Below are 16,576 nucleotides of genomic sequence, written 5' to 3' on the forward strand. Positions count from 1 at the left end.
GGGCACGCCAAGCCATACGCAAAACCAACATCACGAGCGAACCGCTATCTCGGTGCCGGACGCAGGCCAAGAACCTGCGCCGGGGCGATCCGTTCGCCATTCTCGAGAATCAAGGCGGTCTCGCCCGCCTCGAACTGTGCTTCGGCGATTTGACGATAAAAGCTTGCGGTATGGCGCGCGAGGGTTTCTTGATCCGCGAGGGAGTGCACCGTGAGCGTGTATTCCCCCTGCGCGAGCGGGAATCCTGCCGGATCGAGGCCAGACCAAACAATCGGGCCAGAGCGCGCCGGGATCGCTTGGCGGTTCACGATGATGCCTTGGGCGTCAGTTGCAACAATTTCGGCGGCATCCGCCTGGGAGTCGACTGTAGCAATCAGGGAAATCGGTTGCCCGGAGAAGGCGACAGGGCCGGTTGCCAGCGCCTCCATCCCGATCCATCCGGACACTTGCGACAAGCCCCGTGCGCCCAGTCGCGCCCCCAGATCGGTGAGCAGGTCGTTGGTCAGAACCTGTTGTTCGACCGTCGAGAAAGTCGCCAGTTGCACGGCAAAATCCGAGGATTCAATTGGATTGAGGGGGTCCTGATTGCGCAATTGGGTCGTGAGCATCTTGAGAAAGGTCTCAAAATCAGAGCTGAATCCGGTCGCGGGTCGCGCAGCGGTGGCATCCAGCTGAGGGGCGGCTGCCGCTGCGCGACCCGACGCGGTGCCCGGTGAAATCGTCGTCACATCCATCTTGTTTCCTCTAAATTAAAACATTGATGCGTGCGCCCGCCATCGCGAGCGAAAGCAACGTCGGGGGCAAGGACATATCCAGAATAGGGCCCAATCCCGGTTCCTCGGCCTGGTGGAAACCTTGTGCTTTAGGTGCCTTGGCCGCGTTCTCGCCGGAGTTCTGCCCGGTAAAGGAGAATCGCGCCTCTTGATACCCGACATCCAGCAGCCCCCGCGCAAGCGCCTCGACATGCCGCCGCAAAAGATCAAGCGTTTCTGAACGCTCCGCGACGACCGCAACGGTCACAACACCCTCATGGCTGCTCACCCTCAGGCGCACCCGGCCCAGTTCCTCGGGCGCGAGCCTGAGATCAACGGTCGGTTTCCCCCCATCACTTGATTGCACCGCCACCGCAATTTGCCGGGCAATCGCCTGTGCAAGATCGGGTCGTGCCAATCCGCTAAGAGGCTGATTTGGTCCTGTAGAGGGGACGACGCGCCAGTCGGACACTTCCGTGCCCGTTGGCGTGCCCCCCTCGTGTCCGAGATCAGTCGCTTTTGCGTCGGCAGACAGAGTAACTAGTGAAAAGGCATCCCGTGCGTTGAGGTCGGAGAGCCCCGGTGATCGCATCGCCAACGGTGCCAGGGGCGATGGCCCTAGATCCCTCTGCGAAAGAAAAGGCTGGCCCGAACCAAATCTCGCCTCCCACGGCAAGCCGGTGGTCGGATCTGAATCCGAAGCATTGTCCGGGTCAAGTTCAGATTGCCCCGCAAAAGCGGCCAGAGCTGGGCCTTCAAGCCCGGCCCAGTTGCGCATACCTGGTGGTAGGGAAAGGCCGAATTCAGTCAACGCCTGGGGCTGAGGCTTGGCCAGGCCCGCGCGCGATTCCAAGAGCCATTTGTCGCGCTCTTCCAACTCTGTCCTTGCCGCTGCCCTTGCATCTTGATCCATTTGGTTGGATCCCTCTTGCGAGGTCTCTGGCGCAGGACCCTGCGATTGATTGACAGGGGGAGCAGCCGTGTAATCGGCAGCCCAAGGCGTTTTTTTTTGCCCCTGACCCGGGGGCCTGCCCTCATCCGCTTGCGGTTGCCCGACCAAGGGTTGCGTGCGATTGAGAGAGTTCAGGGAATCTTGCGTGGGTAAGTGATCCTTGATCGGCTCTGACAGAGAAACACGGCCCATATCAGAAGACACTTTTTCAGAGGGCATTGGCACTACCTGCGCGTGGTGGTGGGTGGCGTCCGACAATGTGGGCACCGATCCGACGCGGGGTCCGGACGCGGCAGCGGTGACCGGCAAACCAGCCTCAGGCAACGACCCCTCGTGGGGCTGGGTCCGGGTGACGTCCGCGGGGGATGCGGCAAGCCCGGAATCTGACAAATCCTCCTCTTCGCTTTGCCGCTCCACTGCACCCTCTTCAACACTTCGGAAGACGCCAGCGAATGTTCGCGCGCCTTCAGATGGCAGGGCACCGACGGCCACCGTCCGCAAACCGGTCAGCGATGCCGGTGAGCGCTCAAGCGTGGGGTGCAGAGAATTCGTGGCGGGTATAGCAGACATCGGCCCCCTCAGTCATGGCGTGACGATTTCGTCGAAGATCGCAGAAACCGGTTACTGCTTCTTTACCGGTTTCGGTTCTTCTCTTGCCTAATGTGATCAATTTGAGGGATTCCAATGACTGATCCAGTATCTGTCGCCTCCGGTTCCGTGGACCGGCCAGCACATACCCCGAGCCCCACCCGGCTTGTGGCCGAGCGACTGGAGGCAAGTTTTCTCGCCGAAATGCTCAAGTTCGGGGGGCTTGAGCCCAAGAGCGACGGTTTCGGGGCAAGCACGGGCGAATCGCAATTCGCCTCCTTTCATCGAGAGGCTTTGGCGCAGGAGATGGTCAAGGCCGGGGGCATCGGGCTTGCGGATGTCTTTTTTCAATCCATGATGGAGCGCGCCAATGACGCCTGACAATAGCAACCGCTTGATCCAGCAGCTTGATGTCATTCTGGAGGAGGAGCGCAACGCGTTGCTGCGCGGGGATCTCTCGCAGATCACGGCGCTCATTTCGGAAAAGGAACGCCTGATTGACGCGCTGAACGCCAGTGCAACGACAGCTGGCGATTTGACAGCGGTTCACGGGAAGCTGAGCCGCAATCAGGCGCTGCTTGATGGGGCGTTGCAGGGGATTCGCACCGTGGCCGCCCGCCTCGCAGCGCATCGGCGCATTCGACGTTCCTTGGACACATATGACCAGAATGGACGCAAACACTCCATTCCCGGCGAGATTGCGCACCATCTCGAAAAACGCGCCTGACAGTTTGGCTAAAATTCTCGGAGTTTCGGCAGAGGGGTTTAGCACTCCGTTAGCATCTTGAAGGCACTCTGCCTCTTGCATCCCGAACGGATGGCGCAGCCGGGGCATCCCGCATCCTGCAATCGTCAGAAAGACAGCCCAGATCGTTCCCCAACTGGGAAACGGACACCGAAATGGCGAAATACGCCAAACCCGAAAGGAACTTGATATGTCCAGTATTCTGACCAACAACAGCGCCATGGTGGCTCTTCAGACCCTGCAATCCGTGAACTCCAACCTCGCCAAGACCCAGGATATGATCTCGACGGGCAAGGCCGTGGCGACGGCCAAGGACAATTCCGCAATCTTCGCCATTTCCAAAGTGATGGAATCCGATGTGAGCGGCTTTAAGGCCGTGTCTGATGCGCTGTCCTTAGGGGAATCGACCGTCGCCGTTGCATCGGCCGGGGCCGAGCAAATCACCAACCTCCTCAATGAGATCAAGGAGAAGGTCGTCGCCGCAACCGGTGAGAACGTCGATCACGGCAAGATCCAGAACGATGTCGACGAGTTGGTGAATCAGGTCACGTCGATCATCGGCGCGTCACAATTCAACGGGGCGAACCTGCTCAATACGGCAGGTGGTGACATCACCGTACTATCGTCGCTTGACCGCGACGCAACCGGCACAGTGACAGCCTCGAATATCACTGTGGCCTCTGTCGATTTCGAAACAAATCTTGACCTGAGCGACATCGACGTGTCGGATTCTGCGGCTGCCGATACCTCACTCGCGGCGATTGAAGTTCATATCCAGACGGCGGTGGATGGCGCGGCCGCGCTAGGTGCCTCGGCCAAGCGGATCTCGGATCAAAACGAGTTTGTCAGCAAGGTCACGGATGCGATCAAATCCGGCATCGGCGCGCTGGTCGATGCCGATCTGGAAGAGACCTCGGCGCGATTGCAGGCATTGCAGGTGCAACAGCAGTTGGCGACACAGTCCTTGTCCATCGCCAATCAGGCCCCGCAGGCAATCCTGTCGCTGTTCAGGAACTAAACCACTTAGGGGCGCTCTTCGGGGCGTCCCTGACACGTGACCTGTGACAGACTGAATTTGAAAGGACATGACGTGAATGCGACCCGTCTTGCGCAGAGCGCCTATCGCGACCAAGCCCGGTCCGTGCGGACTGACCGTGGGTTGGAATATGATGCCTTTGCCCGCGTAACCCAACGCCTTGTGATGGTTGCTGGAAAGGACCAACAGGATATGGTCAATCTTGCGGCGGCCTTGCATGACAACCGGCGGCTCTGGACCATCCTTGCGACCGATGTGGCCGATGCTCAGAATCCGCTGCCAGCGTCCCTGCGGGCGCGAATTGTCTATCTCGCGCAGTTTTGTCATCAGCATAGCAGTGCGGTGTTAAACACCAAGGCATCGCTACAGCCCTTGATCGACATTAACACCGCCATCATGCGTGGGCTGAGTGACCGGAGGGCAGACCAATGAGCGGCCTTGTCCTCAAACTCAATCCGAAGGAGCGGGTGCTCATCAACGGTGCCGTGATCGAGAATGGCGATCGTCGCTCGCGGCTGTCCATCATGACGCCGAATGCGCATATACTGCGCCTTCGGGATGCGATTCACCCCGAAAGCGCAACGACTCCTGTGCGCCGGGCCTGTTTTGCCACACAGCTTCTACTCTCGGGCGATGGCGATCCTCAGGACGCACGCCGTCAGGTCCTGCGCCGCATCGAGGAGTTGAGTCAGGTGTTGCGCGATCCCGACAGCCGAGCCCAGCTGACCCTTGCCACGCAGGCACTTCTGGATGGGGAACACTACAAATGTCTCAAGGCGCTGCGCGTCCTGCTGCCGCGTGAAGAGCGCCTCTTGGCGCATCGCGCATCATGAACTTTAGCCCTGTATTGACCATTGGAGGATTGCCGGGTTGGGCGCTCTTGTCACGCACGTTTGAGCGTCAGACGGATCTGTTCAACAAATCCCCGCAGATCGTGCGCGATACCGAGTATTTCGAGCAGAACATCGGCAAGATCACAACGGCAGAGGGATTGGTCTCTGATCGCCGACTGTTACGGGTGGCCTTGGGAGCCTTTGGGCTTCAGGAGGATATCGACAGCCGTGCCTTTATCCGCGCCATCCTTGAGGAAGGCACGATTCGGGACGACGCGCTTGCCAATCGCCTTGCGGATGACCGTTACAAACAACTGTCCGAAGCGTTTGCCTTTGCAGACCGCCCGGTCCCGCGCACGCAACTCTTGAGTTTCGGCACCGAAATCACCGAGAAATTCAGGCGTCGGGAGTTTGAGGTCGCTGTCGGAGATCAGGATCAGGCCCTGCGTCTGGCCCTGAACGTCCAGCGCGAGCTGGGCGACATCGCAGGCGACGCGGAATCCGAGGACACGCGCTGGTTTCGAATTTTAGGAAACCCACCCCTGCGGCGCGTGTTCGAGGTAGCGCTTGGTCTGCCAGACAGTTTCGCACAGGCAGATCTTGACCGGCAGTTGGACGAGATCAAATCGCGCAGCGCGCGACAGTTGAACATTGGTTCCCTCTCGGATCTGAGCGATGAAAGCCTGCGCGAACAATTGATCCGACGTTTCCTGTTGCGTGATCAGGTGGCCGGCTTAAATGTCCAATCCTCGCAGGCCATCGCTCTGACGCTGCTGCAATCGGTTCCGCGCGGGAATTGATACGAGCTTTCCCTTGTGTGGCTTACGTCGCTGCAATGAGAAATCTCTGATTTTGCCGTTGCAATTGCCCGCGAGTAAAAGCCCTATGGGGCTGAGCAACAGGAGAGATACATGCGCTGCGTCTTTATCAATATCCGCTGCAAACCGGGGCATTCCTATCGGGTGGCCGAGGCCATCGCCCTGCGCGAAATTCATTCAGAGCTTTACTCCACCTCCGGTCCCTTTGACCTGCTGCTCAAGCTCTACATCCCCGAGACCGAGGATGTCGGTAAATACATCAACGACAATCTACTGGATATCGCCGGGATCGAGCGTACTGAAACGACCCTGACGTTCAAGGCGTTCTAGCTCAAGATTTCGAACCGGGTGACATCAATCATACCGCGATCCGTGATCTTGAGCGCCGGGATGACCGGCAGCGCGAGAAAGGCCAGTTGCAGGAAGGGTTCCTGCAAGGTGACACCAAGAGATCGTGCCGCAGCGCGCAGGTCGACAAGACGGGCTTGGACCGCCTCGAAGGGCTCAAGACTCATCAACCCTGCGAGCGGCAAGGGTAGTTCCGCCAAAACCTGCCCGCTTTGCACAACGACGAAGCCCCCCTCAATCTCGCCCAGCCGCGTGGCGGCAAGGGCCATATCCGCATAATCCACCCCGACACAGGCAATATTGTGGTGGTCGTGGCAAACGGTCGAGGCAATAGCCCCGGATTCGAGCCCAAAACCGTGCACGAATCCGGTTGCGATATTGCCGTTCTTGCCGTGCCGCTCGATCACCGCGATTCGAACGAGATCGCGTGCGACGTCGGGGCGCTTATCTCCGTTCACCGGCTCAATCCGTTCGTGCAGATGCGCGGTCAGGATCTTGCCTTCTATTATGCCGATCACATCCGTCTCCGCGCGATTGCTGGCATGGCGGAAATCCTGCGGGCCGATCGCGGGTGCACGCACCGAATGTCGCCCGATCGCGGGCACGGTGCCCCGCGCGGCAAAGGCCGCCGCATCAGCACGCCGCCCGGCGCAGAACACATGCTGCACATCACAAGCCGCAAGCGACCCCACGGCCACGATATCCGCACGTCGACCTGGCGCAATCAGACCCCGGTCGCGCAGCCCAAACGCCTCTGCCCCCGAGAGCGATGCCGCGCGATAGGCGGCAAGAGGCGATGCCCCTTCTGCGATCAGCACCCGGATCATGTAATCAAGATGCCCTTCCTCCGCGATATCGAGCGGGTTTCGATCATCGGTACAGAGACACATGTAGGGGGCAGTTATATCCGACAGCAGTGGGGCGAGCGCATGAAGATCCTTGCTGACCGAGCCCTCGCGAATGAGCACGCGCATGCCGCGTTGCAGTTTCTCGCGCGCTTCTTCGGCGGTGGTCGCCTCGTGCTCAGTGCGAATGCCCGCCGCGCAATAAGCGTTGAGATCGCGCCCCGAGAGTTGCGGGCAATGCCCGTCGATATGCCCTCCCTCGAAGAGCCGCAGTTTGTCCATCATCCCCGGATCGCGATAGATCACACCGGGAAAATTCATCACCTCGGCCAAACCGATCCCCGAAGCATGCCCCATCACCGCGCGCAGGTTCTCGGCGTCAATCTCGGCGCCCGAGGTCTCCATATGGCTCGACGGCACGCAGGACGAGAGCTGCACCCGGATGTCCATCAGGGTATGTTCGGAAGCCGCCTGAAAATAACGGATGCCCTCCAGCCCCAGAACATTGGCGATCTCATGGGGATCACAGATCGCGGTGGTCACGCCATGCGGCGTCACGCAGCGGTCGAATTCAAAGGGCGTTACGAGCGAGCTTTCGATATGCAGATGGGTGTCGATAAAGCCGGGCACAAGGATCAGCCCTGCAAGGTCAATCACCTCGCGCCCATCATACCTCGCACCGAGGCCAACAATGGAGTCACCGCAGATAGCCACATCACCCGAAATCATATCCCCGGTGACAAGATCGAACACCTGAGCACCGCGCAGTACGAGGTCTGCGGGCTCATCACCGCGGCCCTGTGCAATGCGTTGCTCGAGATCTGCCATGCTCTGCCCTCCGACACATTGCAAGTGTCGCGTGGCAGAGGACCAAGCGCAAGCCCATAGGCCGAAGCGCATCGACCACCTGCTTGCTATGGGGATGCCTTTACTCGGCAGTTGCCGTTGGCTTTGCCAGCTTCATCTCTGGTTTACAGGCCATGCCATTGTAGCGGCTGACCAGCGATTCGTTGCGGCGCTGATAAGCGCGGGCTTCGTCACCTGCGGCACCCTTCATATCCATAAAGAACCACGGCACGAGCAGAAAGGCGCCTGCGGTCCCGGCAACAATATTCTGCGCGGTCTTGGTTTGCTGTTCCTTGATCAGGCCTTCGATGGCGCGGGTGTTGGCCGTGATCTCGCCGCGCAACTGCGTGCAGCTGAGGGCGCTGTCACCGGGCTGCACCTCGGCGACTGGGTCAGGCGTGCGACCTCCGCATGCGCTCAGGAGGGAAATTGACAGAAGGGCTGGCACGAACAACTGTTTCATCTGATTACCTTTTCACAGAATGTGCGCGTTCATATCCTGCCCCTATGACAATGGAAAGCATCGATTTTGCGTTATCACCGTCGCCGCTTGCGCCGTCCTCCGTCGCTGCCATCGCCATGGGTGTTAAAGTTGGGATTGGGCAGGATCACGATCTTGGACAGTTCCGGGAAAGGATCGGTTTTGTGCGGGATCGCATTCGCGGCAACGAAATGCTCCTGGAATTTTGGCTCGATGGCGGTTTCGACCTTTGTGATCTCACCCACCACGCGCTCAATCTCACGCCGGGCAGCGACATTGCAAAGCGCGATACGCGCGCCGGTGCCTGCCGCATTGCCCGCCGACGTCACCTTGTCGAGCGGCACATCGGGGATCATGCCCAGAACCATCGCATGCAGCGGCGAGATATGCGCGCCAAAGGCACCGGCCAGAACAACGCGGTCAACCTTGTCCACGCCGCGCTCATCCATCAACAAGCGCGCCCCGGCATAGAGCGCCGATTTGGCAAGCTGGATGGCGCGAATATCGCCCTGAGTCACGGTGATAACCGGACCGCCCTTGGCGCTGCCATCGTGGATGACATAGGAATGGGTGCGCCCGTCCTCGATCATGCGCGCCGTGCCCGTGGCCCCTGATGATCCGATCAGACCGCTTTCATCCAATAGCCCCGCCATGCGCATTTCGGCCACAGCCTCGATAATGCCAGAGCCACAAATGCCGGTAATGCCTCCGTCGCCCACAGCCTCATCGAAACCGTCCTCATCCGACCAGATGTCAGAGCCGATCACCCGAAACCGGGGTTCCTTGGTCACTGGGTCGATGCGAATAGCCTCGATGGCGCCGGGGGCGGCGCGTTGGCCACTGGAAATCTGCGCGCCTTCAAACGCGGGACCTGTGGGCGACGAACAAGCCAGCACGCGCGTCTTGTCGCCCAAGAGGATTTCGGCATTTGTGCCCACATCGACGATGAGCGCAAGGTCGTCGGATTTGCCGGGCTCTTCGCTGAGCGCCACGGCGGCGGCATCGGCCCCGACATGGCCCGCAATGCAGGGCAACACATAGACCTGCGCACGCGGATTGATCGCGCTCAGATCCAGTTCCCGGGCGTTCAGGGCCATGCTGCCCGAGGTGGCCAGCGCAAAGGGGGCCTGGCCCAATTCCACTGGGTCGATCCCCAGCAAGAGGTGATGCATCACCGGGTTGCAGACAAACACCGTTTCGACGATGAGGTTGGCATCAATCCCGGCCTCTTTGGCGATTTCCTCGGCCAAGGTGTTGATCGCGTCGCGCACCGCCGCTGTCATTTCGCGGTCACCGCCGGGGTTCATCATCGCATAGCTGACGCGGCTCATCAGGTCCTCGCCAAAGCGGATCTGCGGGTTCATGATGCCCGATGATGCCTTGACCTCGCCCGTTTCCAGATCGGTGAGATGGGCCGCGACCGTGGTCGAACCCAGGTCGATAGCCAGACCAAAGAGGCCGCCTTCATGCAGTCCGGGCCAAATCTCCAGCACCTGTGCCGGGCTCTCGACATGGCCGCGGTGCAGGGCGACCGTCACCTGAAACTTGCCCTTGCGCAGCACAGGTTGCAATTTGGACAAAAGGCTCAAATCGGCGCGGATGTTGTCGATCTCCCACTGAGCCTTGAGCGCGCGTTTCAACCGCTCGAAATCGCCGGTGGGTTCGTGCATGTCGGCCTCGTCCACCTCAACGAAATAGAGACGTGTGGCCGGATCCATCTCGATCACGCGGGCAGAGGCGGCCTTGCGCACAACCTGTTTGTGAACTTGGCTTTCGGGGGGCACGTCGATCACCACGTCGCCCATGATCTGTGCCTGACAGCCCAGACGGCGGCCCGGTTTCAAGCCGCGTTTCTGGTCATAGCGTTCCTCGACCGCGTTCCATTCTGACAGAGCGTCGGGGTGGACGGTGACGCCATGTTTGGAAAATTCGCCATAGCCTGGCGTGATCTGGCATTTCGAGCAGATACCGCGCCCGCCACATACCGAATCGAGATCGACGCCAAGCTGGCGCGCGGCCGTCAAAACCGGCGTTCCCTTGGGAAAACGTCCGCGTTTGCCGGAGGGCGTGAAAACGACAAGTGGGTCGGTCGACATATGCGAAATCCTGCTTCTGAGGCGCTGCTTGGGCGGAACATAAGCCATAGGCGCTTGTCCGACAGCCCACAAGCGTCAGAAAATCGTCGGCAGGCGGCATGCTGCGCTCCGGCAGGGCCTGTCAGGTCAGCGACCAGCCAAAGAGCCAGATCGTCAGCGGCACCGGGGCCGTCGCCACAAAGAGCGTCAAGACCGCCAGAGGCGCGCGAAAAACGCCGGAAAGGCCTGAGACAAAGGCAATGCCACCGCCACCGCCAATGATCGAATTGCCCGGAACATTGATCAGCACCGCTAGGTGCAAGTAGCGATAATGGACAATCCAGTCGAGATAGCGCCCCGGCAATTGCGCCGCGATAAACCCGGCACGCTCTGGCGGCGACAGGGTCTCAAACTCTTCCAACATGCGGCAGGCACGCGTCAGATGCAGATCGAGCAAAACACGGTGTAGCCAGCGATAGGGCACTTTGCACCCCACCATGTAGGCCATCGTCAAGCCAGAGGCTGTGGCCAGCCAGACAAAGGGCGCGATATCGCCCCCGCCTGCGGCCAACACCATCAACCCGATTTCGATCCCCGGCACAAAGGGGATCGCGATAAGTACGGCATAAATCAGCAAGGCCACCACGAGGAACCCCGGCATCGCCCAACCCTGTTCATTTTCAAGGATGTAGCCTTCAGCCCACGCAAACAAGAGGTGCAAGGCAAAGGCCAAAACTGCCAAAGCAGCCAAGCGCACCACCGTGCGCAGCAGGCCGGTTTTCACAGGAGGCGGCACGGGAGGCATGGCAGGGCGGGTGTAGTCATCCATAGGGCGAGTCTAGGCCCAGCGCCTTCGCGCGCACAATGGGACTCACGTGCAGATCACGTGCATTTGCATGACCCGCGATCGACCGAGCGCTCGCATTTCAGTCACGCCGTATCTCTGCGCCAAGTTGCGCCATCAGTGCCTCGAAAACCGGAAAGGAGGTGGCAATTGGACTGGCATCATCAACCTGAACCGGCGAATTACTGGCCATGCCCATCACGAGGAAAGACATGGCAATCCGGTGATCGAGATGGCTGGCACAGGTCTGGCCGCCGGGCACATTGCCATGACCACGCCCGCGCACGATCCACCAATCCGGCCCATCCTCGACCTCGACACCGCCCGCGCGCAATCCGGCGGCCATGGCCTCGATCCGGTCGCTTTCCTTGACACGCAATTCCTTGACGCCGCGCATCACCGTCTCGCCACTGGCAAAGGCCGCCACCACCGAGAGGACAGGGTATTCGTCGATCATGCTGGCCGCGCGTTCGGGTGGCACCGCGACACCTTTGAGGTCCGGCGAAAAGCGCGCGCGCAGGTCGGCGACAGGCTCGCCACCTTCTTCGCGCAGGTTCTCATAGCTGAGGTCGGCCCCCATCTCGCGCAGCGTGGTAAAGAGCCCCGCGCGTGTCGGGTTAAGCCCGATATTCGGCACCAGAACATCCGAACCGGGAACAATCAGGGCGGCACAGACAGGAAAGGCCGCCGACGAGGGATCGCGCGGCACAACGATTGTCTGTGGGCGCAACTCCGGCTGACCGGTGAGGGTGATGACCCGGCCCTCTTCGGTTTCTTCGGTGGTGATTTCTGCCCCGAACCCGGCCAGCATACGTTCGGTGTGATCGCGCGTCGCCTCGCGTTCGATCACCACGGTATGCCCCGGCGCATTCAGACCCGCCAAGAGCACCGCGCTCTTGACCTGCGCCGAGGGCACAGGCACGACGTAGCGCACTGGAACAGGCTCGGCCGCACCCACGATGGTCATGGGAAGCCGCCCGCCTGCGCGCCCGACCGACTGTGTCCCGAAAAGGGCCAAGGGGTCTGTGACCCGCGCCATCGGGCGCTTGTTCAGACTGGCGTCGCCGGTAAAGGTAGCCGTGATCGGCGAGGTGGCCATTGCCCCCATAATCAGCCGCACGCCCGTGCCCGAATTGCCGCAATCAATGACGTGGTCGGGCTCTGCAAAGCCACCCACACCCACGCCATGCACATGCCATACGCCCGCCGCGTCGCGCGTCACCTCTGCTCCGAAGGCCCGCATCGCCTTGGCCGTATCAAGCACGTCTTCGCCTTCGAGAAGCCCGGTGATAACGGTTTCACCCACACTCAGCGCGCCCAGGATCAGCGAGCGGTGCGAGATCGACTTGTCCCCCGGCACATCGGCGACACCGGACAGCGGCCCGGAGCGGTGAGAGGTCATGGGGATAGGGGTGCCGTGGCCGGACATGATGCGCCTCTTGAGTAGTCTGCATTGCCCGCCTGATAGCCCAAGCAAGCGGACCCGTCCATGACCATCGCCGCCTTGGGTCAGGGGCGGTGCCCAATGGGCTCACGAACCGCTCTGCCGGCGCATATCAGGGGCGCGCAAGCGTCACGGCCCGCGCATAATCCCTTGTCCGTCGCTCCATGACAAAAAGGGCGCGTCAGGATCATTGCCCAAAAGGCGCGCCTCATCAGGTGTTGTGGCCTCAGCTACAAAGCGGATTCTCCCATGAGTATAAGGCACAAGGGCCAAGAGCCACTCATTGGCACTGGTTGTTTTAAAATCCTGCGTGGCAGCGGCCGCGACGATTTGCAGATTGATCCAACAAGGTTCGAACACGAAGCGAGCACTCGAATCCTGATGCAGCGCTGTAATATTCACACAGACGTAAGTGGCGTCGCCGCAATTCCTGAACGCGACGCCGTGTAGGGGGGTAACCTGCGCATGGTTCAGATGGCGATAGCCATAGCTCATGCCAAGGGCCGCCACCTCTTGCCGGATCACCGGAATATCGACGGTGGCGCGGTTGCGGGGTATGAGATTGCGCTGGATTGCGCACGCGAACATGGGTTAAACCTTCCAGGTATTTTGACATGATCCAGTATTAACCAACAAAAGGTGACGCCATGAATTTGGAGCGTTTCGTATCGACACAGGATCGGATCTGGCCGCTGCCTCTGACCGAAATTCGGAATCGGGAAAAGAGGCATCACTGGGCCTGGTTCACGTTACCGCAGGTCAAGGGGCTGGGGCGCTCTGAGTTCGCGAAATCCTTTGCCATTGACGATCTGGATCATGCGCGCGCCTACTTGGCGCATCCCGTTTTAGGGCCGCGGCTGATTGAAACCTGCGCCGCGATGGTGGCCCTTGAGGATATTTCTGCCGAAAAGGTTTTGGGTCCAATCGACGCGCTCAAGCTCCAGTCTTGCGCGACACTCTTTGCCGAAGCAGGCGGCCCGGAAATTTTTGATCATGTGCTCGCACGCTTTTTTGGCGGGTTGCGCTGCGAAACCACGCTCGATTATCTGGCGGGGCGACGGGCGCTGCCGACGGATGACGAATATTTCATAAATCCCAACGCAGCCAAGTCCGCAGATAGCGCGCTCTGATCGGTCAGCGCAGGCGCTGAATGGTGCTATAGCCCATGGTCGGCCCCGCCCAATGACGGGATTGTACCACTGCGCCATTTGCATCGACCAGATAGGAATTCTCGACGCTGCGATCGGCCTGCCAGCATTCCGCCGTCATCCGCACCGCTGGAACTGATCCACTGACACTGGCCAGCATTTCGGTCTCGCCACGCGTGATTTTGCAGTCGGATTTCAGGTTCACAATCTGGTTTTCCCCATCCAGATAGCGTTGCTGGATCGTGGCTACCCCATCCTCGCGACGCGCGACGACCTCGAGAAGCGGTTCTACCCGGGACGACATCAGGTCATTTCCAAGGCCGCGTGTCGAGACCAGCACACCGTTCAATGTGGTGGCACTCAGCCGCTCGGAACTGCCATAGGCGGCCCAGGTCTGATAAGCGCCATTTTGGGCAATCGGTCGAAGGATGGCGACGGCCTTGCGATCCTCCAATTGGTAGAGGAGCACAGGGCCTGTCGTCTTGGCGAGCGCGTCGATCGCTACCGCTTGCACGACTTGCGGATCAGGGACCGCAGGCTTGACCCGGCGTTGTTCGATCACTCTCTTGGTGACGGTAAAAACATTCTCCGAACTGCGCTGGTTCGAACAGGCGGCAAGAACCATGGCGCAAACCAGAAGGCTCAGCCGAGGCAGGGACGCAGCGATCATCTCCAGAATTTCCCCCAGCTTGCCACGGTGTCGCGCTCGTGCGAATTGCGAATGGTTTCATACAGCCGGCCCGTCACATTGACGCGCGCGCCCCCGTCGCGGGTCAGTGGGCGGATCACCGCGGTTGGCGCTTGCTGCGTGGGCTTGCCGAACAGCCATGAAATCGGGGCAGTGATGCGGATGCCCTTGTCAAAGGACCCTTCACCGAAATCCTGCGCCGAGACGTCGGTCTTGGTTGCAAAGGCCCCAACCTTCCAGCCGTTGGCGAACTCTCGGTCAAAACCGATGGTCACGCCCCAATCGCCTGCCAGATAGCGCCCTGCGTCAACCTGCGCATGATAGCCCCCGCCGAAATCGTAGTAGACCGAAGCATGCCCGTTGAAATCCGGGATGGTTCCGCTGAGCGTGTTGCTATCGCGCAGCCCGAAATCGCCATCGAAATCGCGCGGGCGGACATAGTTCAGTTCCGCGCCAATGGCGATGCGGCTATCCACGGGTCGCCAGAGGACCTCGGTCGAGACGCCGGCATACATCTGCTCCAGATATCCCAAAGTAATCCGCCCGTAGTAATCCGGCGCAAGTCGCTGATACTTGCTGAGTGTCAGCCAGTCGACACGCGGCGCATCGGATTGGGCATATCGCGCGGCATCCGAGCGCACGCGCGGAATGCGCGAATTGCTGAAACGGTTGGATTGATCCAGATTACCGAACAGCTTGACCGATGTTGCCGCCCGAGCCATCCAGCCCCGCCCCAATTCCGCCTGCCCCTGCACACGCAATGCTACGTCAAAGCGCAGTGGTTCGTCGGGATCAAAGAGGCTGATCCGCGTGAAGGGATAAATGCTCCAGCCGTAGCGCGGGAACTTGCCCGGCAGGGGCTCGGGAAGATTTCCAAAGCGCAGGCTGTCGCGAAAGGTTGCCGCCGCCAACGCCTCATCCGAGGCCTTGTGTTCCAGACGCTCAATGTCAGTTCGGCTGAAACTGACCGTGCTCGCCGGGATACCCTTGGTGTAGAGCGTGACGTGGAAGTCCTCGACCGAGGCTGGCAGTGCGCGGGTCATGGCGCGCACGGTACGGCCGAGCGCCTGAGAGGTCCGGTCGTAAGTCTCGTTCTGGATGCCGACATAAGCTGCACGTCCTTCGAGCCGCAGGCGGATCAGGTCAATCTCATCCAGAGCCAGCGTTTCGTCGAGCGATTTTGCAACCTGTGCACGCGCGGCTGGCTGGTCTGCCCACCCAAGATCGCGGGCGGCGTCGGGATCGCGCACCGCAACCGGCAGCGGCGCAGCTTCGAGACCGCCCGGTACGGGCATGCCACGCGGGTTGATCCCGATCGTGAAGTTCACGCCGATCTCTTCGCCATGCAGAATGAAGGCGCGGACACTTGCATCCTGCGCAATCCGGTAGGTCAGGCTGGCGTTGATCGCGGTGCTCTGCTCGAAAATGCCGGCGCGTCGTTCGGTTTCGTAGCTATCGGAGGAATATTCGAGGGCAAAGGACAGCTTGTCCGATACCTCGTAGCTGAAGCCACCAAACAGGCCGATATCACCCTTGAACCAGTTCGAGATGCTGACATCCCCGCCGGTGCCGACCCCGGCAAAGTTGAACGGCGCTCTGGTGCCAAATCCACCGATCGAATTGTTGGATCCGAACCGCCCCCATCCCAGACCGGCGGTCAACCGCAGCCGCGTGCCAACGGATTTGGTGGCAACAACATATTCCCCGCCAAGAACCCCGGTCCCCAGGAAATCCTGAAGGCCGACGGCAATGGCGGGTGAATAATCGGTTTCCTCGAACAGTCGAAACCGCAAGTCGAAGCTGCGGTCGTAGAAGGTATCGAATTGCGGCGTGAGATCCCGCGTGCCAGCGTAGCGAAAACTGCCCGTCAGCCACGGGGCCACCTGAAAACTGAGCGTGGTCTTGCTGAACCCGTCGAAATAGGAAACGGTCGTGGACAATTGCGCATCCGGTGCCATTTCGGCGGTCGGCATGTCGATTAGACCGCCCGGCGTGCCGTAATTGTTCGTGATAGTCGTGACCAGATCGTTTGCGGATGCGCCGGTGGCCCCCGTCAGAATGGCCACCGCGCCCAAGATGTTTCGCAATCTGATTGTCATCGACTGTTCACCGGTTCCGAGCGCCTTGCAACTT

Annotated in this window: 18 protein-coding genes; 8 read left to right on the forward strand and 10 right to left on the reverse strand. The window is 60.4% G+C overall.

Annotated features, from left to right (window positions below; all coding sequences use genetic code 11):
• Positions 1-44: 44 nt before the first annotated feature.
• The gene (locus AACZ65_RS16365) at positions 45-734 is read right to left on the reverse strand and encodes a flagellar hook capping FlgD N-terminal domain-containing protein (RefSeq protein WP_339672637.1); all 690 of its coding nucleotides are present in this window, start codon (positions 732-734) and stop codon (positions 45-47) included.
• Positions 735-744: 10 nt separating this feature from the next.
• Positions 745-1,665: a flagellar hook-length control protein FliK gene (locus AACZ65_RS16370; protein WP_339672639.1), complete on the reverse strand. Its 921-nt coding sequence runs from the start codon at positions 1,663-1,665 to the stop codon at positions 745-747.
• Positions 1,666-2,388: 723 nt separating this feature from the next.
• Here AACZ65_RS16370 and AACZ65_RS16375 point away from each other — a divergent pair.
• From AACZ65_RS16375 to AACZ65_RS16405, 7 genes are all read left to right on the forward strand, one after another.
• On the forward strand, positions 2,389-2,673 hold the full coding sequence (locus AACZ65_RS16375) for a rod-binding protein (protein WP_339672641.1): 285 nt from the start codon (positions 2,389-2,391) through the stop codon (positions 2,671-2,673).
• Positions 2,663-3,019 (forward strand): flagellar protein FlgN, encoded by a 357-nt coding sequence (locus tag AACZ65_RS16380; protein WP_339672644.1) that lies wholly within the window; start codon positions 2,663-2,665, stop codon positions 3,017-3,019. The genes AACZ65_RS16375 and AACZ65_RS16380 overlap by 11 nt, the downstream gene beginning before the upstream one ends.
• Before the next feature lie 208 nt (positions 3,020-3,227).
• A complete protein-coding gene (locus AACZ65_RS16385) occupies positions 3,228-4,055 on the forward strand; it encodes a flagellin (protein WP_037276785.1) in 828 nt (275 codons plus the stop codon).
• Between the two features lie 72 nt (positions 4,056-4,127).
• Complete coding sequence (gene flaF, locus AACZ65_RS16390; protein ID WP_339672648.1) at positions 4,128-4,505, forward strand: flagellar biosynthesis regulator FlaF; 378 nt, start codon at positions 4,128-4,130, stop codon at positions 4,503-4,505.
• Positions 4,502-4,906 (forward strand): flagellar biosynthesis repressor FlbT, encoded by a 405-nt coding sequence (gene flbT, locus AACZ65_RS16395; RefSeq protein WP_037276781.1) that lies wholly within the window; start codon positions 4,502-4,504, stop codon positions 4,904-4,906. Before flaF ends, flbT begins: the two co-directional genes overlap by 4 nt.
• Complete coding sequence (locus AACZ65_RS16400; RefSeq protein WP_339672650.1) at positions 4,903-5,706, forward strand: DUF1217 domain-containing protein; 804 nt, start codon at positions 4,903-4,905, stop codon at positions 5,704-5,706. The genes flbT and AACZ65_RS16400 overlap by 4 nt, the downstream gene beginning before the upstream one ends.
• Positions 5,707-5,817: 111 nt before the next feature.
• On the forward strand, positions 5,818-6,054 hold the full coding sequence (locus tag AACZ65_RS16405; RefSeq protein ID WP_037276777.1) for an Lrp/AsnC ligand binding domain-containing protein: 237 nt from the start codon (positions 5,818-5,820) through the stop codon (positions 6,052-6,054).
• Here AACZ65_RS16405 and ade read toward each other — a convergent pair.
• From ade to AACZ65_RS16435, 6 genes are all read right to left on the reverse strand, one after another.
• Complete coding sequence (gene ade, locus AACZ65_RS16410) at positions 6,051-7,745, reverse strand: adenine deaminase (protein ID WP_339672651.1); 1,695 nt, start codon at positions 7,743-7,745, stop codon at positions 6,051-6,053. The two genes, AACZ65_RS16405 and ade, sit on opposite strands and share 4 nt — an antisense overlap.
• 100 nt (positions 7,746-7,845) lie before the next feature.
• Positions 7,846-8,226: a hypothetical protein gene (locus tag AACZ65_RS16415; RefSeq protein ID WP_339672654.1), complete on the reverse strand. Its 381-nt coding sequence runs from the start codon at positions 8,224-8,226 to the stop codon at positions 7,846-7,848.
• Positions 8,227-8,300: 74 nt separating this feature from the next.
• Positions 8,301-10,340, reverse strand: a complete 2,040-nt coding sequence (locus tag AACZ65_RS16420; RefSeq protein WP_037276774.1) for an ASKHA domain-containing protein — start codon at positions 10,338-10,340, stop codon at positions 8,301-8,303.
• Between the two features lie 121 nt (positions 10,341-10,461).
• A complete protein-coding gene (locus AACZ65_RS16425; RefSeq protein WP_339672656.1) occupies positions 10,462-11,148 on the reverse strand; it encodes a hypothetical protein in 687 nt (228 codons plus the stop codon).
• Positions 11,149-11,245: 97 nt separating this feature from the next.
• On the reverse strand, positions 11,246-12,592 hold the full coding sequence (aroA, locus tag AACZ65_RS16430; RefSeq protein WP_339672658.1) for a 3-phosphoshikimate 1-carboxyvinyltransferase: 1,347 nt from the start codon (positions 12,590-12,592) through the stop codon (positions 11,246-11,248).
• Positions 12,593-12,736: 144 nt separating this feature from the next.
• Entirely contained in the window at positions 12,737-13,195 is a 459-nt protein-coding gene (locus AACZ65_RS16435; protein ID WP_339672660.1) for a UTRA domain-containing protein, read from the reverse strand.
• Positions 13,196-13,254: 59 nt separating this feature from the next.
• Between AACZ65_RS16435 and AACZ65_RS16440 the strand changes: the two genes are divergently transcribed.
• Positions 13,255-13,737 carry a DUF1810 domain-containing protein gene (locus AACZ65_RS16440; protein WP_339672662.1) on the forward strand — a complete coding sequence of 161 codons (483 nt, stop codon included), beginning with the start codon at positions 13,255-13,257 and terminating at the stop codon, positions 13,735-13,737.
• Between the two features lie 4 nt (positions 13,738-13,741).
• Here AACZ65_RS16440 and AACZ65_RS16445 read toward each other — a convergent pair whose 3' ends face one another.
• Positions 13,742-14,425, reverse strand: a complete 684-nt coding sequence (locus AACZ65_RS16445) for a YjbF family lipoprotein (protein ID WP_339672664.1) — start codon at positions 14,423-14,425, stop codon at positions 13,742-13,744.
• Positions 14,422-16,542 carry a YjbH domain-containing protein gene (locus AACZ65_RS16450; RefSeq protein ID WP_339672665.1) on the reverse strand — a complete coding sequence of 707 codons (2,121 nt, stop codon included), beginning with the start codon at positions 16,540-16,542 and terminating at the stop codon, positions 14,422-14,424. Before AACZ65_RS16450 ends, AACZ65_RS16445 begins: the two co-directional genes overlap by 4 nt.
• Positions 16,543-16,576 lie beyond the last annotated feature (34 nt).

The sequence above is a fragment of the uncultured Roseovarius sp. genome (genome assembly GCF_963972555.1).
In the GTDB taxonomy this organism is placed as follows: Bacteria; Pseudomonadota; Alphaproteobacteria; order Rhodobacterales; family Rhodobacteraceae; genus Roseovarius; species Roseovarius mucosus.

Bases quoted from the DNA above. Each gene is read 5' to 3' on its own strand.
- AACZ65_RS16365 (WP_339672637.1), bottom strand. From the start codon at position 734: ATGGATGTGACGACGATTTCACCGGGCACCGCGTCGGGTCGCGCAGCG.
- AACZ65_RS16370 (WP_339672639.1), bottom strand. From the start codon at position 1,665: ATGGATCAAGATGCAAGGGCAGCGGCAAGGACAGAGTTGGAAGAGCGC.
- AACZ65_RS16375 (WP_339672641.1), top strand. From the start codon at position 2,389: ATGACTGATCCAGTATCTGTCGCCTCCGGTTCCGTGGACCGGCCAGCA.
- AACZ65_RS16380 (WP_339672644.1), top strand. From the start codon at position 2,663: ATGACGCCTGACAATAGCAACCGCTTGATCCAGCAGCTTGATGTCATT.
- AACZ65_RS16385 (WP_037276785.1), top strand. From the start codon at position 3,228: ATGTCCAGTATTCTGACCAACAACAGCGCCATGGTGGCTCTTCAGACC.
- flbT (WP_037276781.1), top strand. From the start codon at position 4,502: ATGAGCGGCCTTGTCCTCAAACTCAATCCGAAGGAGCGGGTGCTCATC.
- AACZ65_RS16400 (WP_339672650.1), top strand. From the start codon at position 4,903: ATGAACTTTAGCCCTGTATTGACCATTGGAGGATTGCCGGGTTGGGCG.
- AACZ65_RS16405 (WP_037276777.1), top strand. From the start codon at position 5,818: ATGCGCTGCGTCTTTATCAATATCCGCTGCAAACCGGGGCATTCCTAT.
- ade (WP_339672651.1), bottom strand. From the start codon at position 7,745: ATGGCAGATCTCGAGCAACGCATTGCACAGGGCCGCGGTGATGAGCCC.
- AACZ65_RS16415 (WP_339672654.1), bottom strand. From the start codon at position 8,226: ATGAAACAGTTGTTCGTGCCAGCCCTTCTGTCAATTTCCCTCCTGAGC.
- AACZ65_RS16420 (WP_037276774.1), bottom strand. From the start codon at position 10,340: ATGTCGACCGACCCACTTGTCGTTTTCACGCCCTCCGGCAAACGCGGA.
- AACZ65_RS16425 (WP_339672656.1), bottom strand. From the start codon at position 11,148: ATGGATGACTACACCCGCCCTGCCATGCCTCCCGTGCCGCCTCCTGTG.
- aroA (WP_339672658.1), bottom strand. From the start codon at position 12,592: ATGTCCGGCCACGGCACCCCTATCCCCATGACCTCTCACCGCTCCGGG.
- AACZ65_RS16435 (WP_339672660.1), bottom strand. From the start codon at position 13,195: ATGTTCGCGTGCGCAATCCAGCGCAATCTCATACCCCGCAACCGCGCC.
- AACZ65_RS16440 (WP_339672662.1), top strand. From the start codon at position 13,255: ATGAATTTGGAGCGTTTCGTATCGACACAGGATCGGATCTGGCCGCTG.
- AACZ65_RS16445 (WP_339672664.1), bottom strand. From the start codon at position 14,425: ATGATCGCTGCGTCCCTGCCTCGGCTGAGCCTTCTGGTTTGCGCCATG.
- AACZ65_RS16450 (WP_339672665.1), bottom strand. From the start codon at position 16,542: ATGACAATCAGATTGCGAAACATCTTGGGCGCGGTGGCCATTCTGACG.